Annotated in this window: 14 protein-coding genes; 3 read left to right on the forward strand and 11 right to left on the reverse strand. The window is 72.1% G+C overall.

Features of this window, described 5'->3' with window-relative positions:
* Window positions 1–116: 116 nt before the first annotated feature.
* Genes OG624_RS12635 through OG624_RS12645 form a run of 3 tightly spaced genes read right to left on the reverse strand, consistent with a single transcriptional unit; the run spans window position 117 to window position 2,808 of the window.
* Complete coding sequence (locus OG624_RS12635) at window positions 117–824, reverse strand: response regulator (protein ID WP_371587629.1); 708 nt, start codon at window positions 822–824, stop codon at window positions 117–119.
* Window positions 821–2,038, reverse strand: coding sequence for a MacS family sensor histidine kinase (macS, locus tag OG624_RS12640; protein WP_033221829.1), 1,218 nt, complete (start codon window positions 2,036–2,038; stop codon window positions 821–823). The genes OG624_RS12635 and macS overlap by 4 nt, the downstream gene beginning before the upstream one ends.
* A 38-nt stretch (window positions 2,039–2,076) precedes the next feature.
* Window positions 2,077–2,808, reverse strand: a complete 732-nt coding sequence (locus OG624_RS12645; RefSeq protein ID WP_161292364.1) for a lysophospholipid acyltransferase family protein — start codon at window positions 2,806–2,808, stop codon at window positions 2,077–2,079.
* A gap of 170 nt (window positions 2,809–2,978) precedes the next feature.
* On the opposite strand from OG624_RS12645, the gene OG624_RS12650 reads away from it, so the two are divergent.
* Both OG624_RS12650 and OG624_RS12655 read left to right on the forward strand, forming a co-directional pair.
* Entirely contained in the window at window positions 2,979–3,758 is a 780-nt protein-coding gene (locus tag OG624_RS12650; RefSeq protein WP_030731208.1) for an alpha/beta hydrolase, read from the forward strand.
* Window positions 3,751–4,356 carry a hypothetical protein gene (locus OG624_RS12655; protein ID WP_371587630.1) on the forward strand — a complete coding sequence of 202 codons (606 nt, stop codon included), beginning with the start codon at window positions 3,751–3,753 and terminating at the stop codon, window positions 4,354–4,356. The genes OG624_RS12650 and OG624_RS12655 overlap by 8 nt, the downstream gene beginning before the upstream one ends.
* Window positions 4,357–4,478: 122 nt before the next feature.
* Here the strand turns inward: OG624_RS12655 and OG624_RS12660 are convergent, their stop codons facing one another.
* From OG624_RS12660 to OG624_RS12685, 6 genes are all read right to left on the reverse strand, one after another.
* Window positions 4,479–5,240 (reverse strand): endonuclease/exonuclease/phosphatase family protein, encoded by a 762-nt coding sequence (locus OG624_RS12660; protein ID WP_033221838.1) that lies wholly within the window; start codon window positions 5,238–5,240, stop codon window positions 4,479–4,481.
* 77 nt (window positions 5,241–5,317) lie between these two features.
* The gene (locus OG624_RS12665; protein WP_033221840.1) at window positions 5,318–6,259 is read right to left on the reverse strand and encodes an ROK family glucokinase; all 942 of its coding nucleotides are present in this window, start codon (window positions 6,257–6,259) and stop codon (window positions 5,318–5,320) included.
* Window positions 6,260–6,320: 61 nt separating this feature from the next.
* Window positions 6,321–6,785: a DUF5304 domain-containing protein gene (locus OG624_RS12670; RefSeq protein ID WP_033221842.1), complete on the reverse strand. Its 465-nt coding sequence runs from the start codon at window positions 6,783–6,785 to the stop codon at window positions 6,321–6,323.
* Between the two features lie 78 nt (window positions 6,786–6,863).
* The gene (locus OG624_RS12675; RefSeq protein ID WP_266357827.1) at window positions 6,864–8,018 is read right to left on the reverse strand and encodes an ArsA family ATPase; all 1,155 of its coding nucleotides are present in this window, start codon (window positions 8,016–8,018) and stop codon (window positions 6,864–6,866) included.
* A 109-nt stretch (window positions 8,019–8,127) separates the two neighbouring features.
* Window positions 8,128–8,568 (reverse strand): SRPBCC family protein, encoded by a 441-nt coding sequence (locus OG624_RS12680; protein ID WP_033221846.1) that lies wholly within the window; start codon window positions 8,566–8,568, stop codon window positions 8,128–8,130.
* A gap of 174 nt (window positions 8,569–8,742) precedes the next feature.
* Complete coding sequence (locus OG624_RS12685; RefSeq protein WP_078909380.1) at window positions 8,743–9,594, reverse strand: metallophosphoesterase family protein; 852 nt, start codon at window positions 9,592–9,594, stop codon at window positions 8,743–8,745.
* Window positions 9,595–9,850: 256 nt separating this feature from the next.
* Here OG624_RS12685 and OG624_RS12690 point away from each other — a divergent pair, with 256 nt between their 5' ends.
* Window positions 9,851–11,647 (forward strand): AMP-dependent synthetase/ligase, encoded by a 1,797-nt coding sequence (locus OG624_RS12690; protein WP_033221849.1) that lies wholly within the window; start codon window positions 9,851–9,853, stop codon window positions 11,645–11,647.
* 58 nt (window positions 11,648–11,705) lie between these two features.
* Here the strand turns inward: OG624_RS12690 and OG624_RS12695 are convergent, their stop codons facing one another.
* Window positions 11,706–13,319 (reverse strand): GMC oxidoreductase, encoded by a 1,614-nt coding sequence (locus OG624_RS12695; protein WP_033221851.1) that lies wholly within the window; start codon window positions 13,317–13,319, stop codon window positions 11,706–11,708.
* A gap of 221 nt (window positions 13,320–13,540) precedes the next feature.
* Window positions 13,541–14,683, reverse strand: a complete 1,143-nt coding sequence (locus tag OG624_RS12700; RefSeq protein WP_266441069.1) for a glycosyltransferase family 4 protein — start codon at window positions 14,681–14,683, stop codon at window positions 13,541–13,543.
* Window positions 14,684–14,686: the final 3 nt, after the last annotated feature.

Below are 14,686 nucleotides of genomic sequence, written 5' to 3' on the forward strand. Positions count from 1 at the left end.
CAAGGGGCCTGGAGAGGGCAATTCCGGTGGAATCGTGAGGCGTTGTGTACACCCGTTCACTCGTACGAGTTCGTAAGTACGATCGACGGGCGGTGCGGACGTCCCTCGTGCGGGTACTACGCGTCGTCGAGTCCGCGTTCTATGGCGTATCGGACGAGTTCCACCCGGTTGTGCAACTGGAGCTTGCCCAGGGTGTTCTGGACGTGGTTCTGCACGGTGCGGTGGGAGATGACGAGCCGTTCGGCGATCTGCTTGTACGACAGCCCCTTCGCCACGAGCCGCAGCACCTCGGTCTCGCGGTCGGTCAGTTGCGGGGCCTTGGGCTCGTCGGAGGTCGCCGGCAGCGGGTCGGTGGCCAGGCGCCGGTACTCGCCGAGCACCAGCCCGGCCAGGCCCGGGGTGAAGACCGGGTCGCCGGCGGCGGTGCGGCGGACGGCGTCGATCAGCTCCTGGGCACCGGCGGACTTCAGCAGGTAGCCGGTCGCGCCGGACTTCACCGCTTCCAGGACGTCCGCGTGCTCACCGCTGGCCGACAGGACCAGGACCCGCAGGGCCGGGTTGGCGCCGACCAGTTCCTTGCAGACCTGTACGCCCGGCATGCCCGGCAGGTTGAGGTCGAGGACCAGCACGTCGGGCGTGACGGCGTGGGCCCGGCGGACCGCCTCGGGGCCGTCGCCGGCGGTGGCGACGACGTCGAAGCCGGCCGCGGCCAGGTCGCGGGCGACCGCGTCCCGCCACATCGGGTGGTCGTCGACGACCATCACCCTTATGTCGTGCAGCTGGTTCGGCCTGTTCGGGTCGTTCACGTCGGTGCGCTCGCTCATCTCTTGTCCGTCCTCCCCCTGGGTACCTTCAGTTCCACTTCGGTGCCCTGCCCGGGAACGGACACCAGATCGGCGCTGCCGCCGAGATCACGCAGCCTGCCGCGGATGGACAGGGCCACCCCCATCCGGCCCTCGCCCGCCGCCTGGTCGAGCCGGCCCGCCGGGATGCCCGGGCCGTCGTCGCGAACGGTCACGATCACCTCGTCGCCCCAGTCCTCGACGAGGATCCAGGCCCGCGCCCCTTCCCCGGCGTGCTTGCGCACGTTGTCCAGGGCGGCGCCGACCGCCGCGGCCAGTTCCTTCGCGGCGGGCACCGGCAGCGGCACCGGGGTGCCGGGCTCGGCGAAGCTCACGCGGGACCCGGCGTGCGGGGCGAGGAGCGTCCGCAGGTCCAGCTCGCCGTCGTCGGCGCCCGGCTCGTCCACCTCGTACGTGTCCACCAGCGCGCCGCGCGACTCGTCGCTGGAGACCCGGGAGGGCCGCACCAGGCCGCTGGAGACCAGTGTGCGCAGCGCCACCTCCTGCTCCCCCGCCATCCGGCCGAGCTCCTCCGCCTCGCCGCCCAGCTCGCTGCCGCGCCGCTGGACCATGGCGAGGACCTGGAGGACCCCGTCGTGGATGTCGCGGGCGAGGCGCTCCCGCTCGCGGGTGGCGGCCTCGATCTCCAGGGCGCGGGCGAGGGTGTTCTCACTGGCCCGGGCGACCTCGACCACGTAGCCGATGGCCACGGAGGCGACCCAGACGAGCAGGACGTTGTGCAGGGTGTCCCGGGTGGGCTGGCCGGTGTGGATGGCGAGGTTGGCGGCCGCCACGAAGGTGGAGGCGAAGCAGGCCCAGCGCCAGCCGCCCTTGATGGCGAAGGCGAGGACCGCGCCCGCCGTCCAGATGGTGGGCAGGGTGCTGCCGCCCCCGTGGATCCGCGCCTGGGTGTCGGCGACCGGGGTCAGCACGATGCCCACGATCGCGACGGTGAGGTCGGCGACGAGGAAGCCCTTGGTGCAGCTCGCGGCGTTCGCCACCTTGCGGGAGGTGGCGAGGGTCCAGACGGCGAGGAACGCGAGGTAGCCGACCGCGACCCCCGGGCGCGGGAACTCCTTGTACGCGGCCGCGAACAGCAGCGCCGCGTACACCATGGTCAGCACTCGGTACGCGGTCAGGGCACGCCACAGCGGCTGCTCCACCGACATGCGTACGACGCGTTCGCGTTTCGCCATCTCCCCCACCCCTCGCGGGCGGTACCGCCCGCGCGCAGCTACTGCGACGTGTCGTCGGCCTTCTCGGCCTTGTCCGTCTTGGCAGCCTTCTCGGCCTTCTCGGCATCGGCGATCTGGCGCTTGGCCGCCGTCGCGTAGATGTCGACGTACTCCTGACCGGAGAGCTTCATGATCTCGTACATGACCTCGTCGGTCACCGAGCGGAGGATGAAGCGGTCGTTGTCCATGCCGTGGTAGCGGCTGAAGTCCAGCGGCTTGCCGATCCGGATCCCCGGACGCATCAGCTTGGGGACCACCTTGCCGGGCGGCTGGATCTTCTCGGTGTCGATCATCGCCACGGGGATCACGGGCGCCCCGGTGGCCAGGGCTACACGGGCCAGACCGCCGGGCTTGCCGCGGTAGAGCCGTCCGTCGGGTGAACGCGTGCCCTCGGGGTAGATACCGAACAGCTCTCCGGCCTCGATGACCTTGATGCCGCTCTGGATCGCGGCCTCGCCGGCCCCGCGGGCGCCGGAGCGGTCCACCGGAAGCTGGCCGACGCCCTTGAAGAAGGCGGCCGTCAGCTTGCCCTTGACCCCCGGGGAGGTGAAGTACTCGGCCTTCGCGATGAAGGTGACCTTCCGGTCCAGCACCGCCGGCAGGAAGAAGGAGTCGGAGAAGGACAGGTGGTTGCTCGCGAGGATCGCCGGCCCCTCCGCGGGAATGTTCTCGAGGCCCTCCACCCACGGCCTGAATGCGAGCTTCAGTGAACCGCCGATGGAGAACTTCATTGCGCCGTAGATCAACTCGAAAGCCTTCCTGTGTCTGTCGAACAGACCATATCCCGTGCCTACACCGGCAGGGGCCCGACGACCCTGGCCGGTGCCACCCCGGTCGCGTACGGTGAAGTCACACAGAGCAACGCACCCACCCGACGTACATCGTGATCAAGGAGACCCTGGTGCCCGTCCTCCCTGGAGCCGAGCCGTTCCGCCACGAGGGCGGAGAGGTCGGCGTCCTCCTCTGCCACGGCTTCACCGGCTCCCCGCAGTCCCTGCGCCCCTGGGCCGAGTACCTCGCCGGGCGGGGCCTCACGGTGTCGCTGCCGCTGCTCCCCGGGCACGGGACGCGCTGGCAGGACATGCAGCTCACGGGCTGGCAGGACTGGTACGCGGAGGTGGACCGCGCCCTGCGGGAACTGCTGGACCGGTGCGAGCAGGTGTTCGTCTTCGGGCTGTCGATGGGCGGGGCGCTGTCCCTGCGGCTGGCGGCCAAGCACGGGGACGCGATCAGTGGCCTCGTGCTCGTCAACCCGGCCAACAAGGTGCACGACCCGCTGGCCGTGACCCTGCCGGTGACCAAGCACCTGATCCGGTCGACGCCGGGCATCGCCAGCGACATCGCGAAGCCGGGCTCGGAGGAGGTCGGCTACGACCGGGTCCCCACCCATGCCGCGCACTCGCTGAAGAAGTTCCTGCGGCTCGTGGACGCCGAGCTGCCGCAGGTGACGCAGCCGTTGCTGCTGCTGCACAGCCCGCAGGACCATGTCGTACCGCCCGTGGACTCGGCGCGCGTGCTGGCCCGGGTCTCCTCCACGGATGTCACCGAGACCCTGCTGGAACAGAGTTACCACGTGGCGACGTTGGACCATGACGCGGAGCGGATCTTCGCGGACAGCTATGCGTTCATCGGCCGACTGGCGGAGAGCGTGGGCAGGGAGGGGGCGGAGGCCGGTGGCTGAGCACGAGGAGCAGTCGGGCGGGGTTCCGCCGCTGGACGAGGAAGCGGCGTGGGCGGCGATCGTCGCCGGGTACGGGCAGGAGCCGCCGGACCCGCCGGGGGCCCGGCCGTTCAGACCGATCGAGAACCTCCTCCTGCCGGAGGAGGACGTCAAGCCGTTGCCGCCGGAGTCCGGACCGGACCCGAAGGCCGATGCGAAGGCCGATCCGAAGCAGGACCCGAAGCCGGACGCGGAAGCGGGTCCTCCGGCGGTGCTGGGCAGCTCCGTGGTCTTCGCCCCGGGCGTGGGCATGGCGGGTCCCCGGGACCACTCGCCGGCGGAGCCGAAGGACGACGACCTGACTCCGGCGGAGGAGGGTCACTTCGTCCCCCCGGAGCCGGAGCTCCCGCCGGCGGACACGACGTCGAAGTTCGCGTGGCTGGCTGTCGTCGGCGGCCCGGTGCTGCTGCTGCTCGCGGTGCTCCTGCAGTGGGAGATGACCTGGTGGCTGACGACGCTGGGCATCGGCGGCTTCCTGGGCGGCTTCGCGACGCTGGTCGCACGCATGCAGCACGACGAGGATGACGACGACGACCCGGGCCGCGGCGCGGTCGTCTGACCGATCTCGGCCTCGCCGGCGTTTGAGGCGCTCGTTCAGCCTCGCCGGCGTTTGAGACGCGGGGGTCCGGGGGCGGCGCCCCCGGCAACCGGCCCGCACCCGGGACCCCCTGAACCGCCGAGCTACGGCGCAGCCGCCAGGCGGAGGGCCGCCAGCACCGGCAGGTGGTCCGTCGCCGACCGCAGGTCCGTGAGCGAGAGGCCCGGCAGGCCCGCGGGGACACCGCAGGCCAGCACCTCCACCCCCTTCGAGGCGAACACGGCGTCGATCCGGCGGTCCGGCGCCACCGCCGGGAAGGTCGGTCCGCCGCCCCACGGGGCCACCGCCCGGCAGTCCTGGAGCTCGGTGGCCAGCCGCCCGTACGCCGGCCCGTCCGGGCCCTCGTTCAGGTCGCCCGCGGCGATCGCGTACGGCACGTCCATGCCGGCCAGCCGTTCCAGCAGCAGTTCCGCGTGGGCCCGGCGCTCCGCCGCCTGGAGCGACAGGTGCAGGGAGGCCAGCCCCACCCGCACGCCCCCGATCCGGACCACCGCCGTGGCGAAGCCCCTGCGGTGCAGTCCGGGGGTGCGCGGCAGCAGCACGTCCTCCGCGCGCTCCACGAAGACCCGTAGCGAGCACAGCAGCAGCGGCCCGGCCGCCGTCGCGCCCCCGCCCAGCACGACCAGGTCGCACTTGGCGGCCAGCCGGGCCGCGTGTTTGCGCCACCGGAAGAACCGGGGGGCCTCCTGGACGAGGACGAGGTCGGGCTCGCACGCCCGGATGACCCGGGCCAGCGCCTCCTCGTCGTCGCGCAGGGAGCGGATGTTGTAGCTCAGTACCCGGATCACGGCAGAACCGTCGGGCTCCGTACGGGACTTCGGCAGCGAGGGCGGCATCTGGTCCATGTACCGCAAGATACGCAGCCGCCCGCCGCTCCCCCAAGGGGCGCGACGGGCGGTACGCGTGGAAAGCAGGGGAAAGGTCAGCCCTGGCGGGCCAGGTCGGCCGCGCCGACGAGTCCGGCCTTGCCGCCGAGCTGCGCGGCGAGGACCTGGGCGTGCGGGCGCCAGGCGCCGCCGACCAGCCAGCGCTTGAAGGACTTGCGGATCGGGTCGAGGACGAGGTCGCCCTCGTCCGAGACGCCGCCGCCGACGATGAAGGCGGACGGGTCGAACAGCGAGGCCAGGTCGGCCAGTCCGGCGCCGGCCCAGCGGGCCAGTTCGCGGAAGGCGTCGACGGCCACCAGGTCACCCTGCCGGGCGGCCTCGCTGATGTGCTTGCCCTCGATGCCCTCGGGGGTGCCGTCGCCGAGGGAGAGCAGGATCACCGCGTTCTCGGGGGTGGCGTTGGCGCGCTGCTTCGCGTACCGGACGAGCGCGCGCCCGGAGGCGTACTGCTCCCAGCAGCCCTGGCTGCCGCAGCCGCACAGCAGGCCGTCCGGGACGACCCGGATGTGCCCGAACTCGGCTGCGACGCCGAAGCGTCCGCGCCGCAGCTTGTTGCCGATGATGATGCCGCCGCCCAGGCCGGTGCCGAGCGTGATGCAGATGACGTCGTCGTGGCCCTGGCCGGCGCCGAAGCGGTACTCGCCCCAGGCCGCGCAGTTCGCGTCGTTCTCGACGACGACGGGCAGGCCGATGCGCTGCTCGACCTTGTCCTTGAGCGGCTCGTGCCGCCAGTTGATGTTGGGCGCGAAGAGTACGGTCGCGCGCTTGTCGTCCACGTATCCGGCGGCGCCGATGCCGACGGCGTCGATGGTGTGGTTGCTGCTGACCTCGGAAACGGCGGCGCAGATGGCCTCCGTCACTCCGTCCGCGGTCGGCGGGGTGGGCACCTTGTACGTCTCAAGGATCGTGCCCTCTTCGTCGACCACGCCGGCCGCGATCTTCGTGCCGCCGATGTCGACGCCGATGGTGAGTCCCATTAGTCCCTCGGTTTCCGGTCAAACCCCGCCACGGCCAACCGTACCCGAGGCTTCCGGAGGATCAGTCGAGATCGATCCGCTCGGAGGGGCCCTCGTCGGGCCCTTCGTCACGCGGGTCGCGGTCGTGGGACGCCTGCCGGGGAGCCGGGGTCTCGCCCCGCGTCCAGCGGCGCTCGTGGCCCTCGACGGCCGAGCGGTAGGCGGCGAGCAGTTCGGAGCCGGCGGCCGCGAGGTGGTCGAAGACTTCCGGGTTGCGCTCGATGACGGGCTTGGCGGCGGTCTTGGCCTGGTCGACGATCTGGCGCACCGCCCCTTGTGCGGCCACGCCGAACAGCGGGTTGTTCAGCCCGGACACCTTGTCGGCGACGGCTTCGAAGAGCTTGAAGAGCTCTTCGGCGGCGGTTCCGGTGCCGCCGGCCCCGGCCTGTTCCTGTCCGCGCCGGCGTTCCTGCTCGGCGGCGAGGTCCTCGGCACAGGCGCCGGCCCAGGCGTCGTCTTCGGTGGGACGGTCGGTGGCCTCGCTCATGGCGGACTCTCTCCTGCGGCTGCTGCTGGGCGTGCGGTACGGACTACCTTCGACGGTACCCGAACGGGGGTACGCGGTTCATCGCGTGCGGGGCCACAGTCCGGGGTCGGGGGTGAAGCGGACGCGGAGCTCCCCGTCGGCGAGGGCGGCGCCGGAGACGGTGCAGCGGCGCAGCGCCCCGGGGAGCGGAACGATCCTGCGGTGGGGGCCGGCCGTGAGCAGCAGTTCGTCGCCGCGGCGGACGAGGTCGAGGTCGCTCTTGTGCGCGCCGGGCAGCGGTACCACCCAGACGAGCACGCCGTCCGTGTCCCGCCGGTCCTCGACGGCCCAGGCCCGGCGGGGTGCGGGCGGCTCGGGGACGAGGGCGTCGGTGGCGAGCCGTTCCAGGTCCTGCGGGCCGCGGGGGTCGCGGCCGAGGTGGGCGAGGGGCACCACGGGGAGCTCGGCGGCCCACTCGGCGGCGTACTTCTCCTGCTGGGCGGCGAGCCCGGCGAGCCAGGGGTCGGCGCAGTCCTGGGGGGCCATGCGGTTGGCGACGACGGCGGAGACGGGCAGCTGCTGGAGGGCGAGTCCGAGCCGGCCGAGGCGCAGCGCGTCGGTGGCGGCCGGGCCGGGCTCGGCGACCAGCCGCAGCTCGGTGGTGTCGGCCTCGACGACGGCCTGGACGGTGGCCAGCTCCTCGTCCCAGCGGGCGGCGGTCTCGTAGAGCCACTGCGCGGGCATGGGGACGCCGGCGAGCTGGGCCAGTACGGGCCGCAGGGCGCGGGCGGCCTGCCGTTCGGCGGGCAGCAGCCGGGCGAGGTAGCGGCGCAGCTGGGCGGGGAGGGCGAGGGTGGCCACGGTCTGGTGGAGCGGTGGCATGTCGACGACGACGAGGTCGGTGTCGGGCGCGGCGGCGGCCCGCCGCAAGGCGCGGAGCAGGGCGAACTGCTCGGCACCGGGGAGTTCGGTGATCTCCTCGGCGCCCAGTGGCCGGGCTCCGACCATGCCGAGGAGGGCGGATCCGCGCTGTTGGAGGGCGACGAGTTCTTCGCGGAACTCCTCGCCGGAGTCGACCCGGGCCACCCGCAGCCCGGGGGCGGCCGGGTCGCCGACCAGGGCGCTGAGCGGGTCGCCGATGTCGCCGGAGAGCAGCAGCACCCGCTGCCCGTGGCGGGCCGCAGCGAGGGCGGTGGCCGCCGCCACGGTGGTCCGCCCGGCCCCGCCGGGGCCGGTGATCAGCAAGGTGTGCATGTGCGGGTGCTCCGGGTCGGTGGTGGTCCGTGGGCCGCGCGCCCGTGGGCGGTGGGCCCGGAGGGCGCGCGGCGCGTTCCTCGGCCCGTCCGGTGCGCGGGTCTCGGGGTCAGACGGTTTCGACGCGCTTCTTCAGGCCCGCGAGGGCCCGGTCGATGATGACCTTCTCGGCCTTGCGCTTGATCATGCCGAGCATGGGGATCTTGACGTCGACGGTCAGCTGGTAGGTGACCTCGGTGCGCTTGCCGCCGTCGACGGCGGCCAGGCGGTAGGAGCCGTCCAGCTGGCGGAGCATCTGGGACTTGTCCAGGGTCCAGCTGACCTCGTCGGTGCCCTTCCAGGCGTAGGCGAGGGTGTGGTCGTCCTTGATCGCGCCCGCGTCGAGCAGCAGGCGGACCTTCTCGGCGCGCCCTTGGGCGTCGGTGGCCAGTACCTCGGCCTCCTTCACCTCGCCGGTCCACTCGGGGTAACGGGCGAAGTCGGCGATCACGGCCATCACGTCGGCGGGCGGAGCCTCGATCGTGATGCTTGAGCTGGTGTGTTCCGCCATCGCGGTCGCTCCTCCGGGCTGGGGGTACCTCCCAGCGGCAGCTGGGGTGGTTCGAGGATGTGTGCGGCCTGGGGCCGCCGCGTGAAGGCTACCGCGCGTGCGGACGTCGCCACTGCAGTGCCTCCCGCCCGGCCCCCGCACCCTGCGGGAGGCGGCCGGGAAGCGGCTGGATCTTCACCATTCGAGGACCCAGGGCCGGCCGGTGGACGCGAAGTGGCCCACGTTCACGCACTCGGTGTTCCCGATGCGCATCCGTCGGGCGAGCGGCTGGTGGACGTGTCCGAAGAGGGCGTAGCGGGGGCGGGTGCGGCGGATCGCGGCGAGCAGGGCCTCGCTGCCGCGTTCGAACCGGCGGGCGACCGTGTCGTAGCAGAGCTCGGGCACCTCCGGCGGGATGTGCGAGCAGAGGACGTCCACCTCGCCGAGGGCCTCGACCTTGGCGGCGTACTCCTCCACGTCCACCTCGTAGGGGGTGCGCATCGGGGAGGGCAGTCCGCCGCCGACGAAGCCGAAGACGCGGCCGCCGATCTCGACCCGCTGGCCGTCGAGCACGGTGATGCCGTCGCGGTCGGCGTACTCGGGCCACAGGCCCGGGACGTCGACGTTGCCGTAGGTGGCGTACGTGGGGGTGGGGAAGGCGGCGAACATCTGGGCGTACTGGCGGCGGACTGCACCTTCGATGAGGGTGTCCCGGTCCAGGCCGGCCCAGAGCTGCCGGCCGAAGGCGTGGGCCTCCTCGAAGCGGCGCGCGGTGCGCAGCTCGACGATGTGGTCGGCGTTCTCGACGCCGAACAGGTCGGGGAAGATGCCGCGCGAGTGGTCGGCGTAGTCGAGGAAGAGCACGAGGTCGCCGAGGCAGATGAGGGCGTCGGCCCCGTCGCCCGCGCGGGCGAGGGCCTCGGTGTTGCCGTGCACGTCGCTGACGACGTGGACCCTGGTGCGGCCCGTCCTCGGGCCCGCGTCGCGACCGGGCCCCGGGCCTGGTCCACGGCTTGATCCGCTCGTGCCGAACTGCTGTCCCCGCATGCTGCCAGCCATGCGGCCAACCCTAGGGCCGCCTGGGGGCGGCGGGTAGAGGGGCTGAGAAGGGTGGCCGGACCTGCGGTTACTTCCGAGTCGCGGAGGGGGTCGACTACTGTCTGCACGTAAGTGGTGAGGCAGGGTAAGTGCAGAATGTGACGCACGGAACATCTGGCCGGTTCCCCCTATCGGGAACCCACTACCGGTGGGTAACGTCCGGTCGGTCCACATGGTGGCGATGGCGCCCAGAGGAGCAGCAGTCTTGCGCGAGTTCAGCCTTCCGGCCCTGTACGAGGTCCCGTCGGACGGGAACCTGACGGATCTCATCCGCCGCAACGCCGCTCAGCATCCAGACACCGCCGTCATGAGCCGCAAGGTCGACGGCCGGTGGCAGGACGTGACCGCGACGGAGTTCCTCGCCGAGGTACGTGCCGCGGCCAAGGGCCTCATCGCGGCCGGCATCCGGCCCGGCGACCGGGTCGCCCTCATTTCCCGCACCCGCTACGAGTGGGTGCTGTTCGACTTCGCGATCTGGAGCGCGGGCGGCGTCACCGTCCCCGTGTACGAGACCAGCTCCGCCGAGCAGGTCCAGTGGATCCTCGGTGACTCCGGCGCCGTCGCCGTCATCGTGGAGAGCCCGGCGCACAGCGCGGCCGTGGCCTCGCTGCGCGACCGGCTGCCGGAGCTGCGCGAGGTCTGGGAGATCGAGCAGGGCGCGCTGGAGACGCTGAAGGCCGCCGGTGCGGAGATCTCCGACGCCGAGGTCGAGGAGCGCAGCGGCCTCGCGGGCGCCGACGACCCGGCCACGATCGTCTACACCTCGGGCACCACCGGCCGCCCCAAGGGCTGTGTGCTGACCCACCGCAACTTCTTCGCGGAGTGCGGCAACGCGGTGGAGCGCCTGAGCCCGCTGTTCAAGACCGGCGAGTGCTCGGTGCTGCTGTTCCTGCCGGCCGCGCACGTCTTCGGGCGTCTGGTGGAGGTGGCGGCCGTGCTGGCGCCGATCCGCCTGGGTTGCGTACCGGACATCAAGAACCTGACCGACGAGCTGCAGTCCTTCCGCCCCACGCTGATCCTCGGCGTCCCCCGGGTCTTCGAGAAGGTCTACAACTCGGCGCGCGCCAAGGCGCAGGCCGACGGCAAGGGGAAGATCTTCGACGCGGCGGCCGACACGGCCATCGCCTACAGCCGTGCGCTGGACACCCCGCGTGGCCCGTCGTTCGGGCTGAAGCTCAAGCACAAGATCTTCTCGAAGCTGGTCTACAGCAAGCTGCACGCGGTCCTCGGCGGGCGCGGCGAGTACGCGATCTCCGGCGGTGCGCCGCTGGGCGAGCGGCTCGGCCACTTCTTCCGCGGTATCGGCTTCACGGTCCTGGAGGGCTACGGCCTGACCGAGTCCTGTGCCGCTACCACCTTCAACCCGTGGGACAAGCAGAAGATCGGTACGGTCGGCCAGCCCATGCCGGGCTCCGTGGTGCGCATCGCGGACGACGGTGAGGTGCTGCTGCACGGCGAGCAGATCTTCACGGGGTACTGGAACAACGAGGCGGCGACCGCCGAGGCGCTGACCGACGGCTGGTTCCACACCGGCGATGTCGGCACCCTCGACGAGGACGGCTACCTGACGATCACGGGCCGCAAGAAGGAGCTCATCGTCACGGCGGGTGGCAAGAACGTCGCCCCCGCGGTGATCGAGGACCGGATCCGGGCGCACGCGCTGGTCGCCGAGTGCATGGTGGTCGGCGACGCGAGGCCGTTCGTGGCCGCGCTGGTCACCATCGACGAGGAGTTCCTCGGCCGCTGGGCGGCGGAGAACGGCAAGCCGGCCGGGGTCACGGCGGCGGAGCTGCGCGAGGACGCGGACCTCATCGCCGCCGTCCAGAAGGCGATCGACGACGGCAACGCGGCGGTCTCCAAGGCGGAATCGGTGCGGAAATTCCGCATTCTGCCCTCCCAGTTCACGGAGGAGTCGGGCCACATCACGCCGTCGCTGAAGCTGAAGCGCAACGTGGTGGCGAAGGACTACGCGGACGAGATCGAGGCGCTGTACCGCGGCTAGTCCGCGGCTGGTACGCGGCCGGTCGGGGGCTGGTGGGGCCCGCGGCCGGAGGCCGCTGTCAGCGGGGGTCGGCGAGGATCCTGGCCATGTTCCGCTCCGCGAGGGCGGTGATGGTCACGAAGGGGTTCACGCCGAGCGACCCGGGGATCAGGGAGCCGTCGACCACGTACAGCCCCTGGTAGCCCTTGGCCCGCCCGTAGGCGTCGGTGGCGTCCCCGAGGACGCAGCCGCCGAGCGGGTGGTAGGTGAAGTTGTCGGCGAAGGCCTTGTTGTCGCCGAAGAGGTCGTACCGGTACATCGTGAAGTTGCGCCGGTTGATGCGGTCGAAGAGGTTCTTCGCCGCGTTCACCGAGGGCGTGTTCTGGTCCCGCCGCCAGTTGAGCCGGGCCGAGTCGGTGGCGGCGTCGTACGTGAAGTGCCCCCGCTCCCGGTTCTTCGTGATGGCCAGGTACATCGAGATCCAGTGCTCGATGCCCATGGGGAGCGGGGCGATCTCGGCGAAGACCGGGTTCGAGGCGTTGTCCCAGTCGTCGATGCCCATCGCGGGCATGGTGGCCTGGTTGCAGCCGACCGTGTCCCACAGGTGGTTGGCGCGGGCGGTCATGACGTTGCCGTTGGGCCCCCAGCCGAGCCCGACCTTGTCACTGAGTGCGGGCAGCGTTCCCTTCTCGCGGGCCCGCAGCAGGATCTCGGTGGTCCCCAGGCTCCCGGCCCCGAGGAAGAGCTGTGCGCAGCCGAGTTCGCGGACCTGGGTGACCCGTCCGGTGACGTCGCTGGTTCGGACCGTCACGACGTATCCCCCGGCCGGGTCGGGCCGTACGCCGACGACGCGCTGCATGGTCTCGATGGTGACGTTGCCGGTGCCGACGGCGGCGGCGAGGTAGGTCTTGTCGACGCTCTTCTTGCCGTGGTTGTTGCCGTAGATGACCTCACCGGCGAGGGCCGAGCGGGTGGCGGTGCCGGCTGCCTCGCGCTGCATGTACGCGAAGTCGTAGACGTTGGGGACGAAGACGGTCTTCAGGCCGGTGTTCTGGGCGTGCTTGCGGGAGATCCGGGCGAAGCGGTACCACTCGGTGGATTCGAACCAGGCGGGGTCGATGTCGTTCACCCCGAGCATGGCGCGGGCGCGGGGGTAGTACGTGCCGTACATCTCGTCGGCGTCGACCTGGGGCAGCACCTCGGTGAAGTACGAGCGCCGGGGCGTGGGGGCCATGCCGCCGTTGACGAGCGATCCGCCGCCGACCCCCCGGCCGACGTACACGGACATGTCGCCGTAGTTCACGCGGTCGAGGACGCCGGGGTAGGGGCTGATGTCGCGGTTGACCACGTCGAGCCAGAGGAACTGGGCGAGCGGGGCCTCGGTGCGGTTGCGGAACCACATGGAGCGCTGGTCGGGGGCGGAGGTGGACGGGAAGATCTTGCCGTCGGGCCCGGGGGTGTCCCAGAGTCGGCCCATCTCCAGCACGACGGTACGTACGCCGGCCTGGCCGAGCCGCAGGGCGGCGACGGCGGATCCGTAGCCGGAGCCGACGACGATGGCGGGGGCGTACCGGGCGGCGGCGGGCTCCACGCCCGCGGCGGAGGCCACCGAGATCCGGGTGAAGCCGAGCGCGGCGGCGGTCGAGAGGGCGCCGAGGCCGAGCATTTGACGGCGCGTCAGATTGGATGTCATGGCCGCATCATGGGCGGAATCCAGCCTTCCGCCCAGCCGCGGTATTGACAGACATCTGAGGAACAGTCAGACGTGGCTGCGCAGATGCTCACCGGCGGCTCCGCCGTCGGGGCTCCGCCCCGAACCCCGCTCCTCAAACGCCGGAGGGGCTGGACATTGCCGGCGTTCGAGGCGCGGGGGTCCGGGGGCAGGCCCCCGGCAGCGGCGCCGCACCCCGACACTCAGAGCAGCTCGCGCAGCCGTTCCGCCAGGAGGTCCCAGCGCCACTTCTCCTCGACCCACTCCCGGCCACGCTCGCCCATCCGGCGACGGAGCTCCGGATCCTGCAGCAGGGTGACGATCCGGTCCGCCGCCTCCTCGGGGGACCCGCCCCGCACGACCCAGCCCGTCTCCCCGTCCAGCACCGCGTCCGGCGCCCCGCCGGAGTCGCCCGCGATCACCGGCAGCCCCGTGGCCGAGGCCTCCAGGTAGACGATGCCGAGCCCCTCCACGTCCAGGCCGCCCCGCCGGGTCCGGCACGGCATGGCGAAGACGTCACCCGCGCCGTAGTGCGCCGCGAGTTCCGACCACGGGACGGCTCCGGTGAAGACCACCGAGTCCGAGACACCGGTGGAGACGGCCAGCTCCCGCAGGTCCGCCTCGTACGGCCCGCCGCCCACGATCAGCAGCACCGCGTCCGGCACCGCCGCCAGGATCCGCGGCATCGACTCGATCAGGGTGTCCTGCCCCTTGCGCGGCACCAGCCGGGAGACGCAGACCACCACCGGCCGGTCCGTCAGCCCGAGCCGGGCCCGGACCTCGGCCCCGCCCGATCCCGGGTGGAAGGTCTTCTCGTCCACCCCCGGCGGGAGTTGCACCATCCGGGCCGCCGCCCGGTCCGTCACCGCCGAGGCGATCCGCGAGCGCGTGTACTCCCCCAGGTAGGTCAACGTGTCGGTGCCCTCGCCGATCCGGCGCAGCAGCTGCCGCGCGGCCGGCAGCTGGGCCCAGCCCGCCTCGTGCCCGTGGGTGGTCGCCACGATCCGCCGCGCACCCGCCCGCCGCAGCGCGGGGCCCATCAGCCCGAGCGGGGCCGCCGCCCCGAACCACACGGACTCGCAGCCGTGTTCGCGCAGCAGGCCGACCGCCCTCCGCGTCACGCGCGGGGTCGGCAGCAGCATCGTCGTACGGTCGCGGATCACCTGGAACGGCTGCTCCGCGTCGAAGGCCGCGGTGGCCTCGCGGCCCTCCGCGCTGTGCTTCCAGGTGGAGGCGTAGACGACGATCCGGTCGGGATCCAGCCGTAGCGCCATGTTGTGCAGGAAGGCCTGGATGCCGCCCGGTCGCGGCGGGAAGTCGTTGGTCACGATCAGCGTCTTGTGCATCGC

The organism is Streptomyces virginiae (assembly GCF_041432505.1).
In the GTDB taxonomy this organism is placed as follows: domain Bacteria; phylum Actinomycetota; class Actinomycetes; order Streptomycetales; family Streptomycetaceae; genus Streptomyces; species Streptomyces virginiae_A.